The sequence below is a fragment of the Bradyrhizobium sp. 147 genome (assembly GCF_023073935.1).
In the GTDB taxonomy this organism is placed as follows: Bacteria; Pseudomonadota; Alphaproteobacteria; order Rhizobiales; family Xanthobacteraceae; genus Bradyrhizobium.
Genome location: NZ_JADPKL010000109.1, coordinates 52066 through 76707, shown reverse-complemented (window position 1 = coordinate 76707; position 24642 = coordinate 52066). Strand labels below are relative to the sequence as shown.

The window sequence follows — 24642 nt, the reverse complement described above, 5'->3', positions numbered from 1 at the left end:
CCCACGTCTCGACCAGGAAAGGAGACATCGACGTACGAGGAGCGGTCAGATGAGCAGAGATCGTCAGCAAAGGCTGCGTAGAAACGGAGCGGCGGCCGTGCACTGGTTGATGTTCACCCTCAGCTGCGCCACGATCGCCTGGATCAGTCTTTTTCGAACGATAGGAGGATGAGATGATCAGCGATCACATCATTATCTCCGCTCGGGCGGAGAAATCCCGCGTAGTGCTCGCGCAACGCCTGGCCCGCCGGATACTCACGGCGTCGATCGCTGCGATCCTCCTGCTGCCGTCGCTGGCGGCTTGGGGAATGGATCGTATGCCGGGCAAACCCCTTCCGGCCGACGCGTTCGAAAGGAAGATCGCGCTCCCACCGATTCCTCATCTTGAGTCGATGCCATGGATGAAGTGGAACGCTGGCGTGAATACCAGGGTCGATAGCTTGATGACGGCGGATACGCCTTCATCCTGGTTCATGCTGGCGCCGCGCGAGCTTCCGGCACCGTCGTTCGGCTCTTGAACCCGAACATCCCCGGCGTCGGTGAACTCCGCGCCTGAGATCGCTTGCAGCCTCGATGCTTAGATCGGTGGCTGCAGCGGCGTGAAACTCCGCCTCGCGGGAGGGAGCCTCGTGCTTGCCTTGGGCCCCCGAGAACCCTCCGCGGTATTGTCGCCTTATCCTCGAAGCCGGCGTTCTCGGGCTCGATTGGCTCATGCCCAGCGCAGAGGACGCGGCAGGCGTTGTTCGCTAAGGCATTGAACCCTTGCCTCGCTTGGCATGATGTTCCTGAAATGCTGTTCTGAGTTCCGCTAGTTCGTCGTTTGTTGCACCAAGCTCCGCTTCCGCACGACTTGCCAACAAATCCAGGTAAACGATCGGCCGATCGAACTGGCTCGCCGTGAAGTCGTACCTCACGCCTTCGATCCGGTTGTAAAAATGGTCCGCGGCAGGCAGCGGTGTCCTCAGCAACTGGCCGCCGAACAGTTCATGAATGAGCAGCGCAGTGACATTGCATTGCCCGGCCGCCGGATTGTCCGCGGTCCATTGGCTGGCTGTCGATGACGACCATGCCTTTCGCAGTGCGTCTTGAACTTCATCGGGATCAAAGCTCATGGCCATTCCCCCCAGATCGGCGCGAACCCAAATTTCGGATTATACGATTTTCGCTTTTTGCCACTGTTTTGCCCGACGAGTCAAGCGGGCTCCGTAATTCACAGAATCGGAACAGCAAAACGAATCCGTCGCTCGGCATCCCTAGCGCTAGTTTCGCGCCCAAAATCGCGGCGCGGACGCCAGCTGCCCGCCGATCGTCTCATCCCGCTAATTAGCTCGACATATCAGCCTATTGGCAGCACCGACAGGCAATCCCGCTATCACCCCTCGTCTACTGTGCATGGGGTTGTTTTCGCTGTTTTTGTTTTGGACGTGCTTCGGAACGCCGCAACAACAACGCCCCGGAGCCTTCCGCTCCGGGGCGTTGCAGGCAACACGTGGCGTGATCAGCTCTGGGAGCGCCGGGCCATGAAGATGTCGTAGCCGACCTCGGCGACCTGGAACCAGGCGTAGCCGTCGCTCGTGAACTTGGCGAGGGAATCGTGGACCTTCTTGAAGTTGGCGTTGGTGACGCCGACCTCGGCGTGCAGCTCCTTGGCGGCCTTATGGCAGGCGTCCATGATCGGCGGCGAGAAGGCGTGCAGCTTGGCTCCGCCGGCGAGCAGCTTCTTCAGCGCCAGCGGATTGGCGGTGTCGTAGCGCGCCATCATGTAGTTGTTGGCGTAGTGGCCGGCCTGCTCCAGCACGCTCTGGTAATATTTCGGCAGCGCGTTCCACTTGTCGAGATTGACGAAGGCCAGCAGCATCGGTCCGCCTTCCCACCAGCCGGGATAGTAGTAATGCGGCGCGATCTTGTAGAAGCCGAGCTTCTCGTCGTCATAGGGGCCGACCCATTCGGCGCCGTCGATGGTGCCCTTCTCCAGCGCGGGATAGATGTCGCCGCCGGCGAGCTGCTGCGGCACCACGCCGAGCTTCTGGAGCACGCGTCCGGCAAAGCCGCCAATGCGGAATTTCATGCCCTTGAGATCGTCGGGCGTGTTGACCTCTTTCCTGAACCAGCCGCCCATCTGGCAGCCGGTGTTGCCCGCGAGCAGCGAGATGACGTTGTAGTTCTTGTAGAACTCGTTGAGGACGTCGCGCCCGCCGCCCTGCATGTACCAGGCCTGGTTGATGCGCATGTTGGGACCGAACGGCACGGCTGAGCCGAAGGTGAAGGTCGGATCCTTGCCGAAATAGTAGTAGGACGCGGTGTGGCCGATCTCGCAGGTGCCGTTCTGCACGGCATCGAGCACCTGGAGACCCGGCACGATCTCGCCGGCGGCGAAGATCTGGATCTGGAATTTGTTGTCGGTCGCTTCAGCGACCATCTTGCACATCATCTCGGCGCCGCCAAACAGCGTGTCGAGCGATTTCGGCCAGCTCGTCGGCATGCGCCATTTGATTTCCGGCATCGACTGCGCGATCGCAGGCGCGGCGAGCGTGGCGGCACCGGCCGCACTAAGTCCCGTGACCTTGATGAAGTCTCTTCTCTTCATGATTTCCTACCCTGATGGATCTGATTGTGGGCCTTCTTGTCGAGGCTTGGGGACAGCATGGAACATCGCCGGGCCGAATGCCATCCCGATCGCACTGCGGCAAAGAAAAAGCCCGGCCTCGCGAGCGAGGCCGGGCGATCCGTCTTACGACTTAAGCCGTAGATCAGCCGCGCGTGCGGGAGCGGATCATGAAGCTGTCGTAGGTATATTCGGCGACCTGCCACCACAGATATTCGTCGGAGCGATAGGCCTGCATGGCGTCGATCGACTTCTTGAAGTCGGGGTTCTTGGCCGAGACTTCCGCCCAAAGCTCGTTGGTCGCCTTGAGGCAGGCTTCCAGCACCTCGTTGGTGAAGGGACGAAGCTGGGTGCCGCCGGCGACGAGACGCTTCAGCGCCGATGGGTTCTGCATGTCGTAACGCGCGGCCATCCAGGTGTTGGCATTGGCCGTCGCGTTGGTGAGGATCGCCTGATAGTTCTTCGGCAGCGCATTCCACTTTTCCAGGTTGGCGAAGGCGTGGACGGTCGGACCACCTTCCCAGAAACCCGGATAATAGTAGTACTTGGCGACCTTGGCGAAGCCGAGCTTCTCGTCATCGTAGGGACCGACCCACTCGGCCGCGTCGATGGTGCCCTTCTCCAATGCCGGGTAGATGTCGCCGCCAGCGAGCTGCTGCGGCACCACGCCGACCTTCTGGAGCACCTGCCCGGCAATGCCGCCGATGCGCATCTTCAGGCCGGAGAGGTCGGCAACCGTCTTGATCTCCTTGCGGAACCAGCCGCCCATTTGGGTGCCGGTGTTGCCGCAGGGGAAGCCGACCACGTTCGACTTCTTGAAGAACTCGTTGGCGAGTTCGTTGCCGCCGCCCTGATAGAGCCACGAATTCTGTTGGCGCGCATTGAGGCCGAACGGCACCGAGGCGAAGATCGCGAAGGTCGGATCCTTGCCGACATAGTAGTAGGACACGGTATGGCACATCTCCACCGTGCCGCTGGAGGTCGCATCGAGCGCCTGCAGGCCGGGGACGAGCTCGCCGGCCGCAAACACCTGGATCTGGAATTTGTTGTCGGTCATCTCGGCGACATACTTTGCCACCTGCTCGGCGCCGCCATAGATGGTGTCGAGCGACTTCGGGAAGCTCGAAGTCAGGCGCCACTTCACCTCAGGCGAGGATTGCGCGATCGCCGGCGAGGCCACCGCGGTTGCCGCCGCGCCCGCTGCCGACACTTTAAGAAATTCACGACGCTTCATCTTCATCTCTCTCCTTGCTGGGGCGCTTCCCCTCAACTTCTCTTTTGCCGCCGCTCATTCCGGCGACGCGTGAAGGCCGCGTCGAACCGAAGGGGCTTGACTGCCGTGGGCGTTTAACACGGAAGCCCCGCTTGCGGAACGCGACAATGGCATGACGGGACTCTACGAAAGTCGCATGTCCCCGGAGCTTGCCGTGGCGACCGGTTCAGGCCGCGGCGATCACACCCTTGAGCTGGTCCCGGACCTGGCCTGCAATGGCGCGGTAGATCGCCGCATGAGGTCCGTCCGGCTCGCTGTCGACGACGGGATTGCCGGCATCCGAGGTGGCGCGAATCGCCATGTGCAGGGGGATCTCGCCCAGGAACGGTACTCCGAGCTTCTCCGCCTCGTGCCGCGCCCCGCCATGGCCGAATATATCCGACTTGGTGCCGCAATGCGGGCACTGGAAGTAGCTCATGTTCTCGACGATGCCGAGCACGGGCACGTTGACCTTCTTGAACATGGCAAGCCCCCGCCGTGCATCGATCAGAGACAGGTCCTGCGGGGTCGAGACGATCACGGCGCCCTTCAGCGGCACGTTCTGAGCCAGCGTGAGCTGGGCGTCGCCGGTGCCAGGCGGCATGTCGACCACCAGCACGTCGAGCTTGCCCCATTCGACGTCGCGCAGCATCTGCGTCACCGCCGACATCACCATGGGGCCGCGCCAGATCATCGCGGTCTCCTCCTCCACCAAAAAGCCGATCGACATGATGGCGAGGCCGAAGCGCCGGAGCGGAATCATCTTGCGCTCGTCGTTCAGCTCCGGCTTGTCGCGCAGGCCGGTCAGCCGCGGCACCGAGGGGCCGTAGATGTCGGCGTCGAGCAGCCCGACCTTGAGGCCGAGGTCGCGCAGGCCGAGCGCCAGATTGAGCGCGGTGGTCGATTTTCCCACCCCGCCCTTGCCGGAGGCCACCGCGATCACGGCGGCAACGCCCGGGATCTCAGACTGCCGCGCCATCGGCGATTGGCCGGCCTGCGGCGGCTTATGGGCGTGGGCCGGCTGCACGCCGGGCGTGCCGCGGCTCGGCTGCGGTGGTGGCGGCGGCGCGGAGCCCGGCTTGCGCTCCGCGGTCAGCGCCACCATCACGGTGGTGACGCCGGGAATGGCGCGCACAGCGGCTTCCGCTTCGGCCCGGATGGACTCCCAGGCTCGCGCCTCGGCGGCATCGACATTGATCGAGAAGAACACCTTGCCGTCGGAGGCGCTGATTGCGCTCAGCACATTGGCGTTGGTGAGCGCGACCCCGCGCGGCGACTTGATCCGGCCAAGGCTGTCGAGAACCTGTTGCTGCGTCACGCTCAAAGCGCATCTCCTGATTTCAAGATGCCCCATTAGAGCGGAAACGCCCAAAAGGCTACTGCCTGCCGATATCGTCGGCCATCTCCGCGGGCGCGGCTCCCTGCTCCCGGGCCGCCTCGTAGTTCAGCTCGATCATGACCCCGTTGGGATCGTGGACGAAGATCTGCCAGAGGTCGCCGCCGGGCACCTGGCGGGACTCGAACTTCATCCCCTTGGATGCGAGCCGCTGCTTCATGGCGTCGAAGCCGCGGCTGACGAAGGCGACATGGTGGACAACGCCGGAATCCGCCTTTTGTGGCTCGGCGGTCGGAGAAATATCGACGAGGTGCACCACCGGCTTGCCCTCGCTGTACATCCAGGCGCCCGGAAAGGCGAAATTCGGCCGGGCACCATTTTCCAGGCCCAGCACGTCTTCGTAGAAGCGGACCGTCTCCGCCAGTTTCCGGGTTCGGATGTTGAAATGATCGAGCACGCCCACGCTCACGCCGCCCAAACCCATGTCCATGCCTTCGCTCCCTTTTTTGAAGTCCTTGAGGTCGGCCATCCTAGCACAGGGGACCGCCAAACGAAGCCGTTGCCCTCTGGCCTCAAGGGTTTATGGTGCGCCCCAATCCGCCCTCACGGCGGAACCAGGCGCCCTGCTCGCCCGGCAAGAACCGTAAAACCCAAACTACGGACAAGGTCCCATACATGGCAAAAGTCGCTTTCCTCGGTCTTGGAGTCATGGGCTTCCCCATGGCCGGACACCTCGTGAAAAAAGGGGGCCATGAGGTCACCGTCTATAACCGCACCGCGGCGAAGGCGAAGGAGTGGGCGGACAAGTTCGGCGGCAAGACCGCAGCGACGCCCAAGGCCGCCGCTGAAGGCCAGGATTTCGTGATGTGCTGCGTCGGCAACGACAACGATCTGCGCGCGGTCACAATCGGCCCCGACGGCGCGTTTGCCGGCATCAAGAAGGGTGCGACCTTCGTCGACCACACCACCGCCTCGGCGGAAGTCGCGCGCGAACTCGATGCGGCCGCGACCAAGGCCGGTTTCAGGTTCATCGATGCACCGGTCTCCGGCGGCCAGGCGGGCGCCGAGAATGGCGTGCTGACGGTGATGTGCGGCGGCGCGGAGGACGCCTATGCCGGCGCCGAGCCGATCATCACGGGGGCCTATGCGCGGATGTGCAAACTGCTCGGGCCCGCCGGTTCCGGCCAACTGACCAAGATGGTCAACCAGATCTGTATCGCCGGCCTGGTGCAGGGTCTTTCCGAGGGTATCCATTTCGCCAAGAAGAGTGGTCTCGACGTCGCCGCAGTGATCGAGACCATCTCGAAAGGGGCTGCGCAGTCCTGGCAGATGGAAAATCGCTACAAGACCATGAACGAGGGCAAGTACGATTTCGGCTTCGCGGTGGAATGGATGCGCAAGGACCTCTCGATCTCGCTGGCGGAAGCCCGCCGCAACGGCGCCACTTTGCCGGTGACCGCACTCGTGGACCAGTTTTACGCCGAAGTCGAGAAGATGGGCGGCAAGCGCTGGGACACATCGAGCCTGCTCGCGCGCCTGCAACGCTGAGGAGCGCGAGGCGGTCGCGGCCGGGCAGCTGCGGCCGTCACCCGCCTTGACGCGGCGCCATGCCGCATCAAAGCCTGACAAGCGCATTGGGTGAAAGAACTAATCTCCGGGGGGACTGACTTGCTGAGCGTGATAGCCGCCGTTTTCATCGTTGCATATGCTGCGATCGCGCTCGAACACCCGCTCGGCATCAACAAGAGCGCTTCGGCTCTTCTGGGAGCGGGCCTGCTCTGGACCATCTACGCGCTGTCCGTGGGCGACGCATCCCTTGTCAACCACCAGCTCGACGAATCCGTCTCCTCGACCGCCCAGATCGTCTTCTTCCTGATCGGCGCCATGACGATCGTCGAGGTGATCGACGCCCACAATGGCTTCGAGGTCATCACGTCCGTGATCCGCACCACGAAGCAGATCACGTTGATGTGGATCATCGGCTTCGTGACGTTCTTCCTGAGCGCGATCCTCGACAATCTCACGACAACCATCGTGATGATCTCACTGATCCAAAAGCTGATCGGCAACAAGAACGACCGCCTGCTCTTCGCCTCTCTCATCGTCATCGCGGCCAATGCGGGCGGTGCCTGGACCGTGATCGGCGACGTCACGACCACGATGCTCTGGATTGGAGGGCAGATCACGCCTGTCAGCATCATGAGAGCGGTGTTCCTGCCGTCCCTGCTCGATCTGCTGATCCCGCTGCTCATCATTGGCTACTCCGTCAAGGGGAAGGACATCGTCCCGCCGCCGCAGCGGCAAGCGCAGGCTCTCAAGGTCGAGGTGTTCGAGCGCAATCTGATGTTCTATCTCGGCCTCGGTACGCTGGTCGCCGTTCCTGTGTTCAAGGCCGTGACGCACCTCGCCCCCTTCATGGGGATCCTGTTCGGGCTGGGCATCCTCTGGCTGGTGGGCGAGATCGTTCACCGCCACAAGGACGAGGATGCGCGTCGCCCCCTCACCCTCGTCCATGCGCTGACGCGCATCGACATGAGCTCCATTGTGTTCTTCGTCGGCATTCTCATAGCCGTCGCGTGCCTGGAGCACGCCCACATCCTGGAGCTGCTGGCTAAATGGCTCGACACAACTGTCGGCCGTCTCGACATCATCGTCATCCTGCTCGGCCTGTTGAGCGCCATCATCGACAACGTGCCGCTCGTCGCGGCGACGATGGGCATGTACAATCTGGCGCAATATCCGCCCGACAGCTTCATCTGGGAATTCATCGCCTATTGTGCCGGCACCGGCGGCTCGATCCTGATCATCGGCTCGGCCGCAGGCGTCGCCGCGATGGGGCTCGAGAAGATCGAGTTCTTCTGGTACGCCCGCCGCATCGCGGGTCCCGCGCTCGTGGGCTACCTCGCGGGTGCACTGGTCTACATCGCGCAGCACTCGCTGCTGCATTGATCTGCCCGTCGTGACGCCCTCGCCAGTGCCGGTTCCCATCACGGAAGGCGTTTCTTAATCAGGCGTTAACGTAATTCTTTAGCTCCTTAAGGCACCTCTTAAGGATTTCTTGCCAGAGATAGACAATGCAGAAGGCCCGCGTCCGGCGTGGGCAGGAATCGTGTTGCTTGATGAGTAACCCCGCTGAAAAGCCTGAGGTTGTGCAGCTTCCGGCCGAGCCGGTGAGCGCTCCATCGGCGAGCAGCCGCAGGGCTGCGGCGCAGCGGGTACGCGAGGCCCGCGACAAGTTAACGTCGACCAGCGGAACCCGGCCGGCGTTCGACGCCGAGATGTTGCGTCAATATGCCCAGACGCGGCTGTCGGCTTCCTATGTGGTGATGCTGCTGGTGGTCGCCACCGGCGTGCTGTTCGGGCTCTGGTTGCAGCCGATCCCGGCGGCGGCCTGGACCGCGGGCATGCTCTGCATCCACAGTGCGATGATCCGCAGTTGCCGGCGGTTCCTGACAGAGCCCACCTCTCCGGCCGCGACGCGCGCATGGCGAACGCGTTTCGTCGTGCTCGACCTGCTCTATGGCCTGTGCTGGATGGCGATCTTGATCCACCCGGTGCTCGACATGGTCACGGAATCGCTGATGATGTTCCTGATGCTGCTGGTGATCGCAGTATCGAGCATGCTGGCCGCCAATCTGCCGATCGCTGCCCTTGCCGCCACCGCGCCGGTCGCTGTCGCAATGGCGCTGAGCTTCGTGATGACCGGCTCCCTGGACAACTACGTCCTGGCGGCACTCGCGCTGGCGGCCGAAGGCTATTTCGTCCTGCTGGCTCACCGCCTGCACTCCTCGACCTTCGCCACGCTCGAGGCGCGCGCCGAGAAGGACGCGCTGATCGGCGAACTCGAACAGGCCAAGGCCATCTCAGACGAAGCGCGCCACCGCGCCGAATCCGCCAACGTCGCCAAGTCGCGCTTCCTTGCGCAGATGAGTCACGAACTGCGCACGCCCCTGAACGCCATCCTCGGCTTCTCCGAGGTGATGAAGAGTGAGATTTTTGGCGCACACGCGGTGCCCGTCTACAAGGAGTACTCGGCGGACATCCATAATTCCGGCGTGCACCTGCTCAACCTCATCAACGAGATCCTCGATTTGTCGCGGATCGAAGCCGGCCGCTACGAGCTCAACGAGGAAGCCGTGTCGTTGGTCGGCATCGTCGCCGACTGCCATCATTTGATGAAGCTGCGCGCCTCGAGCCGTGGCATCACGATCCACGAAGTGTTCGAGCAGGCCATGCCGCGGCTCTGGGCCGACGAGCGCGCGATCCGCCAAGTCGTGCTCAACCTGCTCTCCAACTCGATCAAGTTTACGCCGCAGGGTGGCGAGATCTGGCTCAAGGCGGGGTGGACCGCTTCGGGCGGACAATATCTCTCGGTGAGGGATTCCGGCTCCGGAATCCCCGAGGACGAGATCCCGGTCGTGCTCGCCTCGTTCGGCCAGGGCTCCAACTCGATCAAGTCGGCCGAACAGGGCGCAGGCCTCGGCCTGCCCATCGCCAAGAATCTGATTGACCTGCATGGCGGCACGTTCACTCTGAAATCGAAGCTGCGCATCGGCACCGAGGTGATCGTCACCTTCCCTCCGGAGCGCGTGATGAGCGCGCTGGCGCCGCTGTCGGATGATTCTCCGCCGCTTCAGCCCGAGAGTTCGCTCATTCCGGACGAGAAGCGCCGGCCGCGCCACAAGCCGATCATGAGCGCAGGCACGGGCTCTTAACGAGATGCTTGCAGAAATGCCCGACGATCCCTCACAATATCCGCATGAGCAAAGAAACGCCGTGCGTCGCCGTCTGCATAATCGATCCCAAGACCAAGCTTTGCTTCGGCTGCGGCCGGACCTTGCCGGAGATCGCGCGCTGGCACGCCATGCACAGCGCGGAACGGCTGGCGGTCATGGCGCTGTTGCCGGCGCGCATGAATCAGGCAGGACTCGCGCCGATCGCAGTATTGCCGAAGCGTACCTGATCGGCACGAACGCCTCTGGAGGCGCGCAATGATCCGCGTCCTGCTCGTTCTCCTCATGCTCGCCGGCACCGCAGGCGCCGTCGTCGCCTATGGCGATCCCGATCAGATCGTGCGTGCCAGTCACAAGGTTTCCCACATCTTCCGGGCGCAGACCGCCGCCCCGGCCCCCGCCGTGCATATCCCGCGCGGCCAGGGTGGCGAATTTGCGCTGCGTGCGAAGATCAACGGCGTCACTGCGCCGATGGTCATCGATACAGGTGCAACTTCCGTGGTGCTGACCTGGGAAACCGCGAAAGCGATCGGGCTGCCGCTCGAGATGCTCGAATACGATGTCGACCTGGAGACCGCGGGCGGCCACACCAAGGCGGCACGGCTCACGCTAGACCGTCTCGCCGTCGGCAAGCTGGTCGAGAAGTCGGTGCCGGCCCTGGTCGTGCAACGCGGCCAGATGAAGACCAATCTGCTCGGCATGAGCTTCCTCGACCGCCTGGAAAGCTGGGGCGTGCGCGCGGACACGCTGATGCTGACAGGTTATCCGGAGCTCCAGAGCAGCCCCCGCCGCTCGCGGATCGCGGCCGACTAGACAACTCTACGCCGCCTCCGCTGGCACGCGTGCACCGACATGCGCGATCGCCTCGCGCAGCACGTCGAGACCGGCGCCCGGCTTCACCCCCTGCTCGGCAAGATGGCGGCGGAAGGCGCGCGCGCCGGGCACGGCGTGGAACGCGCCGACGAAATGTCGCGTAATCGCGTGCAGCCGGGTGCCGCGCGCGAGCTGCTCTTCGATATAGGGCATCATCGCCTCGAGCGCGTCCTGCATCGACGCGTGCGGCGCCGCGTCGCCGAAGATGTCGGTATCGACGCTGAGCAGCCGCCACGGCTCCTGATAGGCGGCGCGGCCGAGCATCGCACCGTCGACGTGGGCAAGATGCGCCTTGGCCTCCTCGATGCCTGGGATGCCGCCATTGATGATGACAGGCACAGCAGGCATCGCGCGCTTGAGCCGATAGACGCGATCATAATTGAGCGGCGGGATGTCGCGGTTCTCCTTTGGCGACAGGCCAGTGAGCCAGGCTTTGCGGGCATGCACGATCAGCGCATCGCAGCCGGACGCCGCCACCGCACGCGCGATCGTATCGAGCGCCACTTCAGGGTCCTGGTCGTCGATCCCGATACGGCACTTCACCGTGACGGGAACGGCGACCGCGCGCTTCATGGCCTCAACGCACCGCGCCACCAGTTCCGGCTCCGCCATCAGGCAGGCGCCGAAACGGCCGTCCTTGACGCGATCGGACGGGCAGCCGACATTGAGATTGATCTCGTCATAACCAAATCCTTCGCCGATCCGCGCGGCCAGCGCGAGGTCGTGCGGATCCGACCCGCCAAGCTGAAGCGCCACCGGATGCTCGCACGCGTCGTACCCAAGCAACCGCTCCCGGTTGCCATGGATAATGGCGCCGGTGGTCAGCATCTCCGTATAAAGCAGCGCCCGCCGCGTCAGATGACGGTGGAACACCCGGCAATGCCGGTCAGTCCAATCCATCATTGGCGCGACGGAGAAGCGAAAATCGTAGAACTTCGTAGTTTTTTCGGCCATTTCAGTCACTTAGGGACATTCTTGAATTTCTTGTTGTAGCTCGTTTTTTAGCCATTTTCCTCCATTTTGGTACCCTCAGTACTGCCGCGCAGTACCGAAGACGTCCATGCAGTACCGAAAATGGAGCCTCCACGATGGGGACAGTCGTACCACGCAAGCGAAGCGATGGCTCTACGGGCTACCAAGCCCAGCTTCTCATCAAGCGAGCCGGTAAAATCGTTCATCGAGAAAATCGGACCTTTGACCGGCGGCAAGCTGCCTCTGCCTGGCTCGAAAAACGGGAGAAGGAACTTGCCAAGCCCGGCGCGCTCGAACGTCTCGAAGCGCCGGACCCTACGCTAACTGCTGTTATCGACCGCTACACAGATGAATCAATAAGGAAGATTGGACGCACGAAGGCGCAGGTTCTGCGAGCGATCAAGAACTACGACATCGCGAACAAGAGATGCTCCGAAATCACAAGCACCGACGTCGTGGCGTTTGCCAATGAACTGATAGTCAATGTCGCTCCATCAACAGTCGGCAACTATCTTTCACATTTGGGCGCTGTCTTTGCCGTGGCAAAGCCGGCATGGGCATATCCACTCGATCAAACCGCAATGAAGGATGCTTTTGTAGTCGCGAAGCGTCTCGGTATTGCGAGCAAGAGTCGTGAGCGTGATCGGCGTCCGACGCTCGAAGAGCTCGACAAAATCCTCGAATACTTCGGAGAGCGGCTGAAGCGCCGACCCTCCTCCATTCCGATGCAGAAGATCATTGGCTTTGCAATGTTTTCAACGCGCCGCCTAGAGGAGATTACGCGGATCTCTTGGAAGGATCTTGATGCGGAAGGAAGTCGTGTTTTGGTCCGGGATATGAAGAACCCCGGTGAGAAGTTCGGGAATGACGTATGGTGCGATCTTCCGCCCGAAGCGCTTCGGATCATTCTCTCAATGCCGAAAAGGCGCGAAGAAATCTTTCCGTATTGCGGCGACACCATTGGAATTAATTTCACGCGCGCGTGCCGATTCCTGGAAATCATTGACTTGCATCTGCATGATCTTCGTCACGATGGTATTTCTAGACTATTCGAAATCGGCCGGAATATTCCGCAGGTAGCTGCGGTGTCGGGTCATCGTTCTTGGTCAAGTCTCAAGCGCTACACACACTTGCGTCAAACCGGTGACAAATATGCGGGGTGGAAGTGGTTCTCAGTGCTGACAAGCTCAACCAATGCTGTCCGCGCTTCACCGAAGCACGTCTCTACCGAGGATTTCGCAACCAGGTGGTTGGATCCGACTGCGGGGTGACGGGCGATGGCGCACCTTCCAGTGAGCGGTAGACCGAGTTGGAGTAGGTGAAGCGGCTCCGACGGAGATATTTCTGACGACTTTTCTTTGTAATTCCATGCGACGGCGGGCTAATTCTCTTGTTGGACGTTTTGTTGGACGCTTCTTCGCGGTTAAAATTTGGCCCGGTACCGCTCGAAAGCCGTTTCTGCCCCTACGGAAACCCATGAAGTATTGGCGGTAGCGCCTGGATTAGTAAAACAGCGCTTCCGCCCAACACGCTGGCTCCCACGACCAGCAAGGGCAGGACGCGCTCCCGAAGTATCCCGTTGCTCTCGATGTCGTTCGAATCTTGCATCCGTGCACCCGCTTTTTTCGTGCGACGAAGGCGTCATAGACTGAGTCGGGGAATCGGCAAGCGCCGAAATTTGCCGGAAAATTAACTCGTGATTCACCGACTCGACTACCCTGCGCCTAACTATTGTTTCTTCAGGTCGCAGTTGGCCCAGACGTTTGCGTTTGATCTTGAGAGCTTTGGCCGGTGCGGGGGCCCTTCTGCGTCGAGGTCGGTTCGAAGAACACTTTCGCCCTTCGATGATTTCGCAAAGCGGCGGGCCTGTACGGACCGAAACTCGTGTAGTTGCGCACCGACTTCATCGCGAGCCGATCATAGACCGACTCGTGAAGTTGCGCGGTGTCTGTCACAGCGCGGACCGCTTTCGACCAATGGAGCGCAGTCCCGCCAATCCCAACCATGCGTTCGTCGTGCATCATTCCATCGGCCGATGGATAAAGCCGCAGCAGGCTCTTGTCGACGATCACGCGACCAGCCTCAGGAATCTTATCGGCGATGAATTCCACCATCCACTCGAGCGTGATGTCTGACAGCCGAGACTCGTTCTCAGGATAGCTTCCACCGATGTCCGCGTGGTTACCTGCGAACCAAATTTGATCGAACTGTTCCGGCTCGTCCTGCCTGTCGGGCCACTTGACGGTCCCGCTCCCTCCCCATGGCACCCGCTTAAAGTCCTTTCGGCCTTCATCGATCGATTGCAAATGACGCGCGTACTGGACGTCCGAGGTGAAATGCCGGTCATAGGCCCAGTCGGGGAAGAAGCGCTGCCAGCCAATCGCAGCGACAGCATCCCAGATCCCGATGAAATAGGGGGAAGCACCGGCCCAGAGTCCGACTTCCGATTTGTAGGCAGACCGAAACTGCTCCGCTCTCTTGTCCACTTCCTCCCGGCTCCGTGGCATTCCGAGCCGACAAACGCAAGAGACCGCCTCCTTGGCAACCCGCCGCAACGATTTGGGATCGAGGCTGATGGATTCGCCATTCCGCTCATTCCGCGGAACGCCGCAGAGCTCAAGCACGTGCGCGAGACATCTGGCCGTGTAGGCACCGCGGCTGAAGCCGAACAGATAGATGCGGTCTCCCGCCTCCCACACGCCGATGATCGCCACGTAGCAATCGATAATCTTCCCCGTGATTCCGAACGCGAACATCTGCTGAACCGTCTCCTTGAGACGGTCCCAGCCGTTGTCGTGCCTCGGCGCCGGCGTCCCGATACCTGGGACGTATAGTGCGAGCTGCTTCTTGGGGTCGATGATTGAGTCAGGGCCCGTCCTCGTCGCCCGGTACAGCTTATAGACGTTGGTGCGGCTCTCGTCCGGCAAGAGGCCGCCCTCGTTTCCTGTGCCGTCGGCGAAGACCAGGATGTTCTTAGGCATACCGGCCTCCTTCAAATGATAATTTCTGCCGGCGCAAACTACTCGGCGACGGTGAAGCTCCTGGTAGCATGGTTCGGTCTATCCGAGCGCGGTCGGGCCATGGGCCTGCTGACGATGTAGATGATGACTTCCGGCTGCACCTTCGGACTGCGCAAGGTGCGCACGGAGGCCAGCGGGGATGGCAGCGCGTTTGACATAATAATCAGTTTATACTAATCATAAGTGGTGACTGCTGATAGCACACAGTTGACCGCTCTGGGTGACCCGACCCGCCGCACGATCTTCGAGCTGATCGCGGAGCGTCCGCGCTCGGTCGCCGAGATCACCCGGCACGTTCCGGTCTCGCAGTCAGCCGTTTCCCAGCATCTGAAAGTGCTGCGCGACTCACGCCTAGTCCGCGCGGAGCCAAAAGGCGCGAGCAACGTCTATCACATCGATCCGCACGGGCTTGGTCAGATGCGTGCTTGGCTTGACCGGTTCTGGAGCAAAACGCTGGCGGCCTACAAGGTCGCCGTCGAGCAACCGCCAAGGGAGTCAAAATGAACACGCATGTATCACCCGCGCCCGTGAAGCAGTCTGTCGTGGTCGAGGCGCCGATTGAGCACGCTTTCAAGGTCTTCACCGAGCAATTCGGTAGTTTCAAGCCCAGCGAGCACAACTTACTCTCCGTCCCGATTGCCGAGACGGTTTTCGAGCCCCGCGTCGGTGGCCACGTGTATGACCGCGGGGTCGACGGCAGCGAGTGCCGCTGGGCACGCGTCCTGGCCTACGAGCCGCCCAACCGGGTACTGCTGAGTTGGGACATCAGCCCACGATGGCAGATCGAGACCGATCCGGAAAAGACCAGTGAATGGGAAGTCCGGTTCACCGCCGAGACGCCACATCGGACCCGCGTCGAGCTTGAGCATCGGGAGCTGGACCGCCATGGCGATGGCTGGCAACGCGTGCGCGACGGGGTTGGCGGCGACCAGGGTTGGCCGCTGTATCTGCAACGCTATGCCGACCTGTTCGGACGCGCAGCCTGACAGACGCACATTGGATCTGTCGGACAGAGGCAAGCACTTTCCGGGATCGCCCTGTCCGATTGACATCGCGATCCATGCAGAATGACGGAGATCAGCATGGAAGCCTACACTCTGAGCATCATTGGAGTGCTCGCGCTGTGCCTTCTGTCCATCCTTTTGGCGATCTATTCGGGATCGTCCAAAGGACGTGCTGGGGCACTCTCCGGTCCAGTGCTACCGGCCGATGATGGAAACCTCCTCTATCGCATCGACCGTGTACACATGAATTCTGTGGAGGCGCTTGCCCCCTTCGTCGTGCCGGCCGTACTGGCGATGATTGTAGGTGTCGGGCCGACCACATTGGCGGCACTGGTATGGGGCTATGTCGTAATCCGCCTGATTCATCTGGTGATCTATTTGCGCGGCGGCAACGCGGCGAAAGGCGGCAGCGTAAGAACCATTCTCTATGTCTCAGGCGCGTTGGTCACGGTGATCCTTATTGTCGTAACCGGCGGGGTAGCCGTCTACTGAGGCATCGCGAGCCCAATCCACCGGTTGCGTCTCCCTGCAGGCGAAACCTGAGCCTCGTCGAAAATTGGTGAGGTCAAATTCGAGTCTCTCAAACGCGATGCATGTTCATTGAGAGATCGCCCTGCGCGTACCCGCTCTCGGGCGCGAATAAAAGATGACCGCGAGCGTTCGAGATCAATCGCTGTCGATCGAAGGAGCGAACTACGCCAGAGTACTCTATGGTATTCTAGGTTATCCGCCGCAACGCCACTGTCGCGCCCATTCAATCATTTCGAAGGACGTTTCGTGGTTTTGCAAGCACAACTTTCTAGCTCTGACGGACAAATGCCGACGGTATACACCGCCGCATTTTTCTGCTCTTGAATTCACAGAAACATTTGCACCTCATGAAGCACTGGCAATTCCGCGATCAATCGGAGTCTATCGACCGGGTGGCCCGCTGCGTGCGTGACTAAGACTGACATTGCCTCGCACTGGCACAGAGCCTCGGATATCGTCAGAGATCAGGAAAGCGCCTTGGCCCCGCGCGCCGTCCACTCCCACCACTGTGTGTCGGGCATAGTCCGCTTCGCATTAAAAGCGGCCCGCTCCGTCAGTTCGGTTCGTGGCCCCATAGTCGACACGTAGAAGCGGTCCCTTGTTGACACAGTTGAAGACCCAACAGCGGGCTTTCACTCCTCGCCCCGTCGCGTTGAGGGCCCTACGGCGACGATTTGGTGCGTAACCACGTCCCTGCTCGTGGCAATGACGCTAGAAACAGAACGACACAGACGCATAGCAAGACAATATCCTTGAACAGGAACTCTCCTGCCAGATTCCAGGCCATCGGATCGGTCGAAAGGCTCCACTTCACGACGCCTGGCGTCGTAAAGAAAAAAGACCATGTAATCGCGAACGTAATGATGCCAAGAAGTGAACCCATGGCTGAAAGAAGTGCGTTGAACGCACCTCCGATCAAGAGAGCCGCGATGACGAACTCCGCAACTCCCAAGAAGTATGCCTCGCCCCTCAAGCCGAGCACCGAGAGCCAAGAAATGAAGGGGCTATTGGTTATGAACTGCGCGATTCCTTGTGCCGATTGCGGCGTAAACTTCTGCATTCCGAACGACACGAATATGATGACCATGACCCACCGCAAGATGGCCAGGAATCGATAAGATCCCGCGCCGCTCTCGGCTATATTGAACATTTCCTTCATCAGATCCCCTCACAGCCAGTTGGCACGCTGCGATCTACCGCGTCACAGCTACACTCTGTACGCGGGCTCCGCCGACTCGTTACGCGTGGCGCCGCTGATGAAGGGTCACGATTTTGTGCAGGTTATGTTGGGAATATTACATCGACAAGCCATACGACGGCGTTTAGCGCAGATCGCGGCGTCTTAGCCAGCGCGGCTAATTCCCCGTCTTAGAGAACCCCTGTTTGTTTCTCTTCGTTGCAGCGTGCTGAGTTGACCGTGCCTTACTGGGGGATCTCTAGCAACTTCGCGGCACTTCGATAAACATCCGTAAGATCGTCGAGCATGTGAAGGACCCCTGTGAATTGCCTGAAATTGTAATCCGGCCGAAGATCGCTGATGCTTCGACGCTCTGCGCTCGCTTCGTCTAGTCGTCCGGCTGCCGCAAGTGTCAGCGCCGACACTGCATGCGCATGAACATGATCGCCGGCATTTAGCCCAACAAGCTTGGCACATTGAGCTGCCTCTTGAACTTTGCCGAGACGAAGCAGCGCGAACGTCCGCACCCTATAGGTTCCAAACATCATCGGATCGAACGGGCTGAGACGAGCCGCGATATCCGCAGCAGCGATTGCGCTCTCGGGAGAGCCCGTCTGGCATTGCACAAATGCAAGAGAGTAGTGAGCGAAAGCGTAGTTTGGACTTAAATCGATGGATCGATTGAGGCCGTCGACGGCGCCCTCGTGGGAATACGCGAGCCATTTTGCCCGACCACCGGCGCAATGTGCCGCCGGGTCGCTGGGATCTGCCTGGAGCGCTTGCTCGGCAGTCTCCAATGCCAAAGCTATCTCGCGTTTTGATTCACGCACGTTCAGATGAAAGGCGTTATGAAAATGCGTGAAAGACAATCCCGCATAGCTTCTCGAGAAAGTTGGATCGCGGGCTATCGCTCTGTTGAAAAAGTGCTGAGCCTCGAGGTTACCGTCCCTCGTGAAGCGAGACATGCTGGCCAGGCCTCGATGGTATGCCTGCCATGCATCGAGCGAAGCTGGCGGCATGAGCAGCGCGCGGTTTCGTTCAATGACATGAATCTCCGCGTCAAGACCCGTTATGATGCGCGCGGCCAGCAAGGGAGGTACGGCGTAGGAGTCATCGGCATTGCAACTGAACTCGTCAACCCAGAAGATGCGATCGCTCTTGGGGTCGATCAATTCTACCGAAACAACATAGCCTTTTCCATCCCGTCGCAAATGGCCGGACGCCACGTATTCCGCATTCACCAGGGCGGCTGCCGTTCCTGGAGGCAAGCTGCGCAGTGAAAAAGCCGTTCCTCGGGCAATAACGCTGAAGCTTCGCAATTTCGCAAAACCAAAAATGATGTCGCTGGTGATGCTGTCAGAGACTTCTGCATCCGCAGCGTGACAGATTGGGCATCGACATCGAGCGAACCTATATCGATCCAAACCTGCTTGCGGTCGGCAACAATCCGCTTCTTCGTCGGCCGGTCCAGGAGGGAGCGTAGCTTGGAAAGGCACCAGCGCAACTCGCTGCGTGGGTCGTCCGCAACGTCCCAAAACAACTCGCACAGCTTTTCGCGGGTGACAGGGCGCGGCGACATTGCGAGATACCCAAGAAGGGCCCGGACTTTACGCGAAGGCGGCTGGTTCGAAGGGACACCATTGTGGATGACCTGAAGCGGTCCCAGCAACAGCACCCGATCCGTCAACTGACTCACCATTTCCATGATCACTCCAACGCTGGCTCCAACGAGGACCGCGTACAGCGGGGAGTAGGATATCTTCTGGCTGCCGAGCAATTTAACACACGCCAGCGATGCCAAGAAGAAGAAAGTTCCACGAGATCAGGCGCATGGCTCCAAAAGCATTCTTGGCCGGATACTCGGGCAAGCGGCTAACCTGCCGTGATCAAGTGTCCAGGATGCGCGGCGATGGCGAATAGAGAGACAGCCACGCCGGATAGGATGAACACCTTTTCCGATGGGGTATTCGCCGTGATCATCACGATTCTGGTGCTTGAACTACACCCTCCAAGGGAGGCCAGCTTTGGAGCATTGTTGAAACTATGGCCAACCGCAATCAGCTACACGATAAGCTACCTATTCATCGCAATCGTTTGGGTAAACCACCATCACCTATTGCGATTTCCCGATGCTGCAACACAACGCTTAATTTGGGGAAACTTTGCGCATCTGTTCGCCGTCTCGTTGATCCCGTTCGCCACCGCATGGATCGCGACCACTCGATTGAGCGCCGCCGCCGTCGCGTTCTATGCGGGCGATTTCTTCCTGGTCAATTTAACGTATCTGCTGCTGTGCCTCGAGGCCGTCGACAGGTCCGCGCCTCACAAGGTTGAGCCGGGAGTCCGATCGATGATGCGTATGCGCTCGTTTGCGACGCTGGCGGTGTTCGCCGCCGCAGGAATCGCAGCGCTTCGCTATCCGATCGCAGGCATGGTGCTGATCTGCCTTTGTCTATTCGTTTACCTGAGTCCAGCGCGAATAATAGGAGCGGCTGATGAGTCCGGTCAGATACAAGACAGTCGAAGTTAGCGGCATCAGGATTTTCTACCGCGAAGCGCGGAATGCGGGCGCGCCGAAGCTGCTTCTCTTGCACGGTTTTCCGACCGCAAGCCATATGTTCCGCGATCTGCTCCCGCTTGTTGCCGAAAGGTTCGACGTGATCGCGCCGGACCTTCCCGGCTTCGGCCAATCTGAGATGCCAGCGCGAGAGAAGTTTCTTTACACATTCGAGAACATCGCTCGGGTGATTGAGCGCTTTACGGAGATAGTCGAATTCGATCGCTTCGCTCTTTATGTTTTCGATTACGGTGCGCCGACCGGCTTTCGAATGGCCGTCCGTCATCCGGAGCGGATCACAGCGATCGTCTCACAGAACGGTAATGCTTACGAAGAGGGTCTCAGTGACGGGTGGACCCCGATCCGAGCGTACTGGGAGAATTCATCGCAAGCGAACCGGAGAGCGCTTCGCGCATTTCTCACACCCGAAACGACGGCCTGGCAGTACGCGCAGGGCGTACCCGATCCCACGATCGCATCGCCGGACGGCCGAAACCTTGACAACTACTACTTGGCTCGTCCCGGAGCAGATGAAATTCAGCTCGACCTTCTGGGCGACTATAAAAGCAATGTCGCGCTGTATCCCTCATTCTAACGATATTTCCGGACACATAAGCCGCCGTTTTTGGCGGTGTGGGGCAAGAACGATCCGTTCTTCCTCCCGTCTGGCGCCGAAGCGTTCAAGCGAGACATTCCGGACGCAAAGGTTCGCTTCTTCGACACCGGCCACTTCGCGCTGGAGACGCACTGCACTGAAATCGCGAAAGTCATCAACGATTTCTTGGGTGACCAAGCGGGACAACATAAAATGTCTCAGGGCCTCGAGCATTAGGAGAAACTCATGGGATTGTCCTGGCAACAAGGCCCGCTGTCACCGGGCGCGGTCGGCCGGTTCCTCCTGCCCGAACCATTGCCGAAGCGATTGCTTTATGTCGAGCGGCTGCGCCGGCGGATGCGGGTGCGTTTCGGCGGCGCCTGGGTCGGCGACAGCGAAAACGTGCTGCTCCTGTTCGAGCCGGCCCGTTACCCGGTCGCCTACTTCCCCGAGGCCGATATCGCGCCCGGCGTCCTCGAGCGCGCCGAGCAAGTCACCCAACACGCCGATCTCGGAGCAACCGCCTGGTACAACGTCCGCGCCGACGCGCAGCACGTTGCGGCGCGCGGGGCATGGCAGCACACCGGCCTGCCGGCCCACGCCAGCGATCTGCAGGGGCGCATCGCCTTCGCCTGGCGGGCGATGGATGCGTTCTACGAGGAAGACGAGCGGATCGTCGGTCACGCCGCCGATCCCTACCACCGCATCGACATTCGCCAGGCCTCGCGCAATCTCGTGGTCCGCCACGGCGACCGCCTCGTCGCTGACACCAAGCGGCCGCTGGTGCTCTACGAGTCCGGCTTTGCGCCGCGCTGGTACGTTCCGCGCGAGGACATCGACGAAGCGGCGCTCGCGCCGGTGAAGCTGCAGACCTTCTGCCCCTACAAGGGGCTGTGCAGCTACTTCTCCATCGGCGACACGCGTCAGGCGGCCTGGTCATATCCCGACCCCTATCCCGAGGTGCGCCGCATCGCCAACCTGGTCTCGTTCGAGCCTGACGTGGTCACGGTCCATCTCGACGGCGTTCAGCTGCGTCTCGAGCCGGGCCAGTCTGTGGTGCCGCACGGCCCCGACCGCAACCTCGATGTCGAAGAGTTCGCCCGCGCGTGAGCAGCCACGCGCAACCCGTGCCGCAAGGCAGACCCATCTCAAGCGGAGCAGAACATGGCGCGACTGCTGTCGGTGAATGTCGGACTGCCGCGCGACATCGCGTGGAAGGGCCGTACGGTGCACACCGGGATCTGGAAGGATCCGGTGCAGGGCCGCTGCAAGGTCGGCCGGCTCAATGTCGCCGGTGACGGCCAGGGCGACCTCGCCGGTCATGGCGGCGAGATGCGCGCCGTGTTCGTCTACCAGATCGAATCCTATCGCCACTGGCAGGATCAGTTACAGCGGACCGACTTCGTCCACGGCCAGTTCGGCGAGAACTTCACGATCGAAGGCCTGCCGGACGACGCCGTATGCATCGGCGACCGCTACCGCATCGGCAGCGCGCAGTTCGAGGTCACGCAGCCACGCGTGACCTGTTATCGCGTAGGCATCCGGGTCGGCGAGCCGCGGATGCCGGCCCTGCTGACCTCGAGTGGACGGCCGGGCTTCTACTTCCGCGTCCTCGCCGAGGGCGAGGTCGGTGCCGGCGACGCGATCGTCAAGGTCGGCGAGGCGGAGGAGCGCATGACCGTCGCCGAGATCAACGCCCTGCTCTATTCGTCGGAGCATCCGCGCGACCGCCTCGAGCGCGCCTTGCGGATCGGAGCGCTTTCGCCGGGATGGCGCTGGTCGTTCGAGGCCTTGCTCAAGGGCCAGGCGACCGGCAGCGCAGGCGGTAATGCGGGGCTCGCGCCTGCGTCGGCCGCACATCCGGTCGCGCCAGGATTTCGCCGGCTCGCAATCGCCGCGATCGATCAGGAGTCCGCCGACGTGCTCTCGTTGTCGTTGCGCGATCCGGACGGCCGGCTGCTGCCGCCAGCACAGCCCGGTCAGTATGTCGTGCTGCGCCTGCGAGCGGCCGGCGATGGCCCGCCCCTGCTCCGCAGCTACTCGCTATCGGGTCCGCCTTCGACGGAGCGGCATCGGATCAGCGTGAAGATCGAGCCGAACGGAGCTGCGGGCGCCTATCTGCGCGACCATGTCCGAACAGGCGATATCATCGACGTTTCGACGCCACGCGGCAGCTTCCTGCTGCAACCCGGCGAGCGGCCCGTGGTGCTGCTCAGCGCGGGGATCGGCGCAACGCCGGTGCTGGCGATGCTGTCCGCGCTGGCGGAGGCGCGCTCGACACGGCGGATCCTGTGGCTGCATGCGGCGCGCGACAAGCAGCACCATCCCTTTGCCGCTGAAGTCCGCCGCCTGATTCGCGCGCTCCCGCAAGGCCGCCTCTATGTCTGCTACAGCCGGCCCGGCCCGCGTGACAGGATGGGCGAGGATTTTGACGCGGCCGGTCACCTGTCGCGATCGGCGTTCGATGCGGTAAGCATGCCGCGAGAGGCCGATGTCTACATCTGCGGGCCCAATCGCTTCATGACGGACATGAAAGTGGAGCTGACCGCCTATGGCGTGGCGCCGGAGCGCCAACGCATCGAAATCTTCAGTGGCGGCGAGTCGCTCAATCCAGGCATCGTCAGCGGAGCGTCCTCCGCGCCGCATCCGCCTGCCGACGATGCCGATACCGGCCCCATGGTCTCGTTCGCGCGCAGCGGCATCGCCGCGCACTGGAACGCTTCGGCCTATCAAAATATTCTGGATCTCGCCGAGGCTTGCGACGTACCGGTGCGCTGGTCGTGCCGGACCGGCGTCTGCCACAACTCGAAAGCGGACTGATATCAGGCACGGTCGCCTATGAACTGCAGCCGCTCGACATGCCGCCGGAAGGCAACCTGCTCATCTGCTGCTCGCGGCCGACGGGCGACATCGTTATCGATCTATGATTTGGAAAGGTCAGGCGATGAGTACAAAAAATACTGAGGTCGTAAAGTACTCAGTTGAGGTCATCACATTACCTGTAAGCGATATTGATCGTGCGCTGCGATTCTACGTCGATCAGGTTGGCTTTGCGCTTGATGTCGATTATGCGCCGAGCGATTCTTTCCGCGTGGTGCAGCTCACACCGCCGGGCTCCGGCTGCTCGATCCAAATCGGTCAGGGACTGACCGATGCACTCCCCGGATCTCTACGCAATATCTACCTCGTGGTGACCGACCTCGAGACAGCGCGGAGGCGCCTGCTAGAACGCGGTGTCGCGGTCAGTGCAATTCGGCACAAGTCTCCCATTGACGCCTGGAACGGAGGTTTTGCGGCGGGGCTCGACCCTGCGCGCAGGGATTACGCAAGTTTCGCTGACTTCTCGGACGCAGATGGCAATCGCTGGGTGCTGCAGGAACGGGGCTACCGAAATTCGTAGGGAATTGTCGAGCCCCGAGCCAATCGCTGATAGCCCCATCAGGACGCGCTGCCGAATGCCGACACGCCCTCATGGCCCTTCTGAGACATCCGGGACCGGCCGAACGACCGGCTTGCGCCGAGAGCTGCCTCCCTTCAACTGAGCCTTGGGCCCCAAGCTCCGACCTTTCTGCACGTTGCAATGCGCCACAGTACGCACCTGGCGAAAGCAAGATGAAAGTCTGACCGCGATCAGGTTAAATGAAAGTCACAACTTTGGAGAGTGCCCGGCTATGAAAGGAAGTGGAGGACTGCCCTCAACAAAACGTACGCCAAACCACGCGGTAGCAGCCGTTACCACTACTCCCACTCAATCGTTTAGCACGCCGGCTCGTCATTGATTTCTAAGAAGAAATTCTCAACTCCGACGGACCAATGCCGCCGGTATACCCGCTGCAAATTTTTGCTCTTGAATTCACAGGAAAAATTCATCGACCCGAAGCGCTGGCAATTCCGCTACCTATTGGGGTCTATCGACAGGATCGCCCCTCGCTTGCGTATCCAAGACTGATACAGGCTCACAGGCACGGAGATTTCAGATACCGTCAA

At 61.1% G+C, this 24642-nt stretch carries 23 protein-coding genes and 2 pseudogenes; 15 read left to right on the top strand and 10 right to left on the bottom strand.

Annotated elements, in window-relative coordinates; genetic code table 11:
* Positions 1 to 173 precede the first annotated feature (173 nt).
* Entirely contained in the window at positions 174 to 518 is a 345-nt protein-coding gene (locus tag IVA87_RS27230) for a hypothetical protein (RefSeq protein WP_247295766.1), read from the top strand.
* Between the two features lie 228 nt (positions 519 to 746).
* Here IVA87_RS27230 and IVA87_RS27225 read toward each other — a convergent pair whose 3' ends face one another.
* The 5 genes from IVA87_RS27225 to IVA87_RS27205 all read right to left on the bottom strand — a co-directional run bounded on the left by IVA87_RS27225 (position 747) and on the right by IVA87_RS27205 (position 5671).
* A complete protein-coding gene (locus IVA87_RS27225; RefSeq protein WP_247295769.1) occupies positions 747 to 1112 on the bottom strand; it encodes a hypothetical protein in 366 nt (121 codons plus the stop codon).
* A gap of 386 nt (positions 1113 to 1498) precedes the next feature.
* Complete coding sequence (locus IVA87_RS27220) at positions 1499 to 2587, bottom strand: TRAP transporter substrate-binding protein (protein ID WP_247295771.1); 1089 nt, start codon at positions 2585 to 2587, stop codon at positions 1499 to 1501.
* A gap of 163 nt (positions 2588 to 2750) precedes the next feature.
* Complete coding sequence (locus IVA87_RS27215; protein WP_247295773.1) at positions 2751 to 3839, bottom strand: TRAP transporter substrate-binding protein; 1089 nt, start codon at positions 3837 to 3839, stop codon at positions 2751 to 2753.
* Between the two features lie 205 nt (positions 3840 to 4044).
* Positions 4045 to 5181 carry an Mrp/NBP35 family ATP-binding protein gene (locus IVA87_RS27210; RefSeq protein WP_247281409.1) on the bottom strand — a complete coding sequence of 379 codons (1137 nt, stop codon included), beginning with the start codon at positions 5179 to 5181 and terminating at the stop codon, positions 4045 to 4047.
* Positions 5182 to 5233: 52 nt separating this feature from the next.
* Positions 5234 to 5671, bottom strand: coding sequence for a VOC family protein (locus tag IVA87_RS27205; RefSeq protein ID WP_247335993.1), 438 nt, complete (start codon positions 5669 to 5671; stop codon positions 5234 to 5236).
* 197 nt (positions 5672 to 5868) lie between these two features.
* Here IVA87_RS27205 and IVA87_RS27200 point away from each other — a divergent pair, with 197 nt between their 5' ends.
* From IVA87_RS27200 to IVA87_RS27180, 5 genes are all read left to right on the top strand, one after another.
* Entirely contained in the window at positions 5869 to 6741 is an 873-nt protein-coding gene (locus tag IVA87_RS27200; protein WP_247335957.1) for an NAD(P)-dependent oxidoreductase, read from the top strand.
* Between the two features lie 120 nt (positions 6742 to 6861).
* The gene (nhaD, locus tag IVA87_RS27195; protein ID WP_247295777.1) at positions 6862 to 8142 is read left to right on the top strand and encodes a sodium:proton antiporter NhaD; all 1281 of its coding nucleotides are present in this window, start codon (positions 6862 to 6864) and stop codon (positions 8140 to 8142) included.
* Between the two features lie 170 nt (positions 8143 to 8312).
* Positions 8313 to 9908, top strand: a complete 1596-nt coding sequence (locus IVA87_RS27190) for an ATP-binding protein (protein WP_247295779.1) — start codon at positions 8313 to 8315, stop codon at positions 9906 to 9908.
* A gap of 44 nt (positions 9909 to 9952) precedes the next feature.
* Positions 9953 to 10156, top strand: coding sequence for a DUF1289 domain-containing protein (locus IVA87_RS27185; protein ID WP_247295781.1), 204 nt, complete (start codon positions 9953 to 9955; stop codon positions 10154 to 10156).
* Positions 10157 to 10184: 28 nt separating this feature from the next.
* Positions 10185 to 10739, top strand: coding sequence for a TIGR02281 family clan AA aspartic protease (locus tag IVA87_RS27180; protein ID WP_247295783.1), 555 nt, complete (start codon positions 10185 to 10187; stop codon positions 10737 to 10739).
* Positions 10740 to 10745: 6 nt separating this feature from the next.
* On the opposite strand, the gene dusA is transcribed toward IVA87_RS27180, so the two are convergent.
* Positions 10746 to 11753 (bottom strand): tRNA dihydrouridine(20/20a) synthase DusA, encoded by a 1008-nt coding sequence (gene dusA, locus IVA87_RS27175; RefSeq protein WP_256466506.1) that lies wholly within the window; start codon positions 11751 to 11753, stop codon positions 10746 to 10748.
* Between the two features lie 134 nt (positions 11754 to 11887).
* On the opposite strand from dusA, the gene IVA87_RS27170 reads away from it, so the two are divergent.
* Positions 11888 to 13042, top strand: coding sequence for a tyrosine-type recombinase/integrase (locus IVA87_RS27170; protein WP_247335952.1), 1155 nt, complete (start codon positions 11888 to 11890; stop codon positions 13040 to 13042).
* Positions 13043 to 13510: 468 nt separating this feature from the next.
* Here the strand turns inward: IVA87_RS27170 and IVA87_RS27165 are convergent, their stop codons facing one another.
* Complete coding sequence (locus IVA87_RS27165) at positions 13511 to 14752, bottom strand: DUF2235 domain-containing protein (protein WP_247335949.1); 1242 nt, start codon at positions 14750 to 14752, stop codon at positions 13511 to 13513.
* 225 nt (positions 14753 to 14977) lie between these two features.
* Between IVA87_RS27165 and IVA87_RS27160 the strand changes: the two genes are divergently transcribed.
* The 3 genes from IVA87_RS27160 to IVA87_RS27150 all read left to right on the top strand — a co-directional run bounded on the left by IVA87_RS27160 (position 14978) and on the right by IVA87_RS27150 (position 16287).
* The gene (locus IVA87_RS27160; RefSeq protein ID WP_247335947.1) at positions 14978 to 15295 is read left to right on the top strand and encodes a metalloregulator ArsR/SmtB family transcription factor; all 318 of its coding nucleotides are present in this window, start codon (positions 14978 to 14980) and stop codon (positions 15293 to 15295) included.
* Positions 15292 to 15777, top strand: a complete 486-nt coding sequence (locus tag IVA87_RS27155; protein ID WP_247335945.1) for an SRPBCC family protein — start codon at positions 15292 to 15294, stop codon at positions 15775 to 15777. The genes IVA87_RS27160 and IVA87_RS27155 overlap by 4 nt, the downstream gene beginning before the upstream one ends.
* 96 nt (positions 15778 to 15873) lie before the next feature.
* Positions 15874 to 16287, top strand: coding sequence for an MAPEG family protein (locus IVA87_RS27150; RefSeq protein ID WP_247335943.1), 414 nt, complete (start codon positions 15874 to 15876; stop codon positions 16285 to 16287).
* A gap of 700 nt (positions 16288 to 16987) precedes the next feature.
* Here the strand turns inward: IVA87_RS27150 and IVA87_RS27145 are convergent.
* The 3 genes from IVA87_RS27145 to IVA87_RS27135 all read right to left on the bottom strand — a co-directional run bounded on the left by IVA87_RS27145 (position 16988) and on the right by IVA87_RS27135 (position 19208).
* Positions 16988 to 17485: a DUF417 family protein gene (locus tag IVA87_RS27145; protein WP_247335941.1), complete on the bottom strand. Its 498-nt coding sequence runs from the start codon at positions 17483 to 17485 to the stop codon at positions 16988 to 16990.
* 263 nt (positions 17486 to 17748) lie between these two features.
* On the bottom strand, positions 17749 to 18744 hold the full coding sequence (locus IVA87_RS27140) for a hypothetical protein (protein WP_247335939.1): 996 nt from the start codon (positions 18742 to 18744) through the stop codon (positions 17749 to 17751).
* Positions 18741 to 19208, bottom strand: coding sequence for a hypothetical protein (locus IVA87_RS27135; RefSeq protein ID WP_247335937.1), 468 nt, complete (start codon positions 19206 to 19208; stop codon positions 18741 to 18743). Before IVA87_RS27135 ends, IVA87_RS27140 begins: the two co-directional genes overlap by 4 nt.
* Before the next feature lie 237 nt (positions 19209 to 19445).
* Here IVA87_RS27135 and IVA87_RS27130 point away from each other — a divergent pair, with 237 nt between their 5' ends.
* The 5 genes and pseudogenes from IVA87_RS27130 to IVA87_RS27110 all read left to right on the top strand — a co-directional run bounded on the left by IVA87_RS27130 (position 19446) and on the right by IVA87_RS27110 (position 24055).
* Positions 19446 to 20033 carry a TMEM175 family protein gene (locus IVA87_RS27130; RefSeq protein ID WP_247335934.1) on the top strand — a complete coding sequence of 196 codons (588 nt, stop codon included), beginning with the start codon at positions 19446 to 19448 and terminating at the stop codon, positions 20031 to 20033.
* Positions 19999 to 20892: pseudogene (locus IVA87_RS27125) on the top strand (alpha/beta hydrolase). Before IVA87_RS27130 ends, IVA87_RS27125 begins: the two are co-directional and overlap by 35 nt.
* A 9-nt stretch (positions 20893 to 20901) precedes the next feature.
* Positions 20902 to 21765, top strand: a complete 864-nt coding sequence (locus IVA87_RS27120) for a DUF427 domain-containing protein (protein WP_247335931.1) — start codon at positions 20902 to 20904, stop codon at positions 21763 to 21765.
* 54 nt (positions 21766 to 21819) lie between these two features.
* Positions 21820 to 23582 (top strand): annotated as a pseudogene (locus tag IVA87_RS27115) (MOSC and FAD-binding oxidoreductase domain-containing protein).
* A gap of 17 nt (positions 23583 to 23599) precedes the next feature.
* Positions 23600 to 24055, top strand: coding sequence for a VOC family protein (locus IVA87_RS27110; RefSeq protein WP_247335928.1), 456 nt, complete (start codon positions 23600 to 23602; stop codon positions 24053 to 24055).
* The last annotated feature ends 587 nt before the right edge of the window (positions 24056 to 24642 follow it).

Coding starts and splice junctions, on each gene's coding strand:
- IVA87_RS27200 (WP_247335957.1), top strand. CDS start 5,869: ATGGCAAAAGTCGCTTTCCTCGGTCTTGGAGTCATGGGCTTCCCCATG.
- IVA87_RS27225 (WP_247295769.1), bottom strand. CDS start 1,112: ATGAGCTTTGATCCCGATGAAGTTCAAGACGCACTGCGAAAGGCATGG.
- IVA87_RS27135 (WP_247335937.1), bottom strand. CDS start 19,208: ATGGAAATGGTGAGTCAGTTGACGGATCGGGTGCTGTTGCTGGGACCG.
- IVA87_RS27220 (WP_247295771.1), bottom strand. CDS start 2,587: ATGAAGAGAAGAGACTTCATCAAGGTCACGGGACTTAGTGCGGCCGGT.
- IVA87_RS27185 (WP_247295781.1), top strand. CDS start 9,953: ATGAGCAAAGAAACGCCGTGCGTCGCCGTCTGCATAATCGATCCCAAG.
- IVA87_RS27170 (WP_247335952.1), top strand. CDS start 11,888: ATGGGGACAGTCGTACCACGCAAGCGAAGCGATGGCTCTACGGGCTAC.
- IVA87_RS27150 (WP_247335943.1), top strand. CDS start 15,874: ATGGAAGCCTACACTCTGAGCATCATTGGAGTGCTCGCGCTGTGCCTT.
- IVA87_RS27155 (WP_247335945.1), top strand. CDS start 15,292: ATGAACACGCATGTATCACCCGCGCCCGTGAAGCAGTCTGTCGTGGTC.
- IVA87_RS27190 (WP_247295779.1), top strand. CDS start 8,313: ATGAGTAACCCCGCTGAAAAGCCTGAGGTTGTGCAGCTTCCGGCCGAG.
- IVA87_RS27145 (WP_247335941.1), bottom strand. CDS start 17,485: ATGAAGGAAATGTTCAATATAGCCGAGAGCGGCGCGGGATCTTATCGA.
- IVA87_RS27120 (WP_247335931.1), top strand. CDS start 20,902: ATGGGATTGTCCTGGCAACAAGGCCCGCTGTCACCGGGCGCGGTCGGC.
- dusA (WP_256466506.1), bottom strand. CDS start 11,753: ATGGCCGAAAAAACTACGAAGTTCTACGATTTTCGCTTCTCCGTCGCG.
- IVA87_RS27215 (WP_247295773.1), bottom strand. CDS start 3,839: ATGAAGCGTCGTGAATTTCTTAAAGTGTCGGCAGCGGGCGCGGCGGCA.
- IVA87_RS27230 (WP_247295766.1), top strand. CDS start 174: ATGATCAGCGATCACATCATTATCTCCGCTCGGGCGGAGAAATCCCGC.
- IVA87_RS27165 (WP_247335949.1), bottom strand. CDS start 14,752: ATGCCTAAGAACATCCTGGTCTTCGCCGACGGCACAGGAAACGAGGGC.
- IVA87_RS27110 (WP_247335928.1), top strand. CDS start 23,600: ATGAGTACAAAAAATACTGAGGTCGTAAAGTACTCAGTTGAGGTCATC.
- IVA87_RS27130 (WP_247335934.1), top strand. CDS start 19,446: ATGAACACCTTTTCCGATGGGGTATTCGCCGTGATCATCACGATTCTG.
- IVA87_RS27180 (WP_247295783.1), top strand. CDS start 10,185: ATGATCCGCGTCCTGCTCGTTCTCCTCATGCTCGCCGGCACCGCAGGC.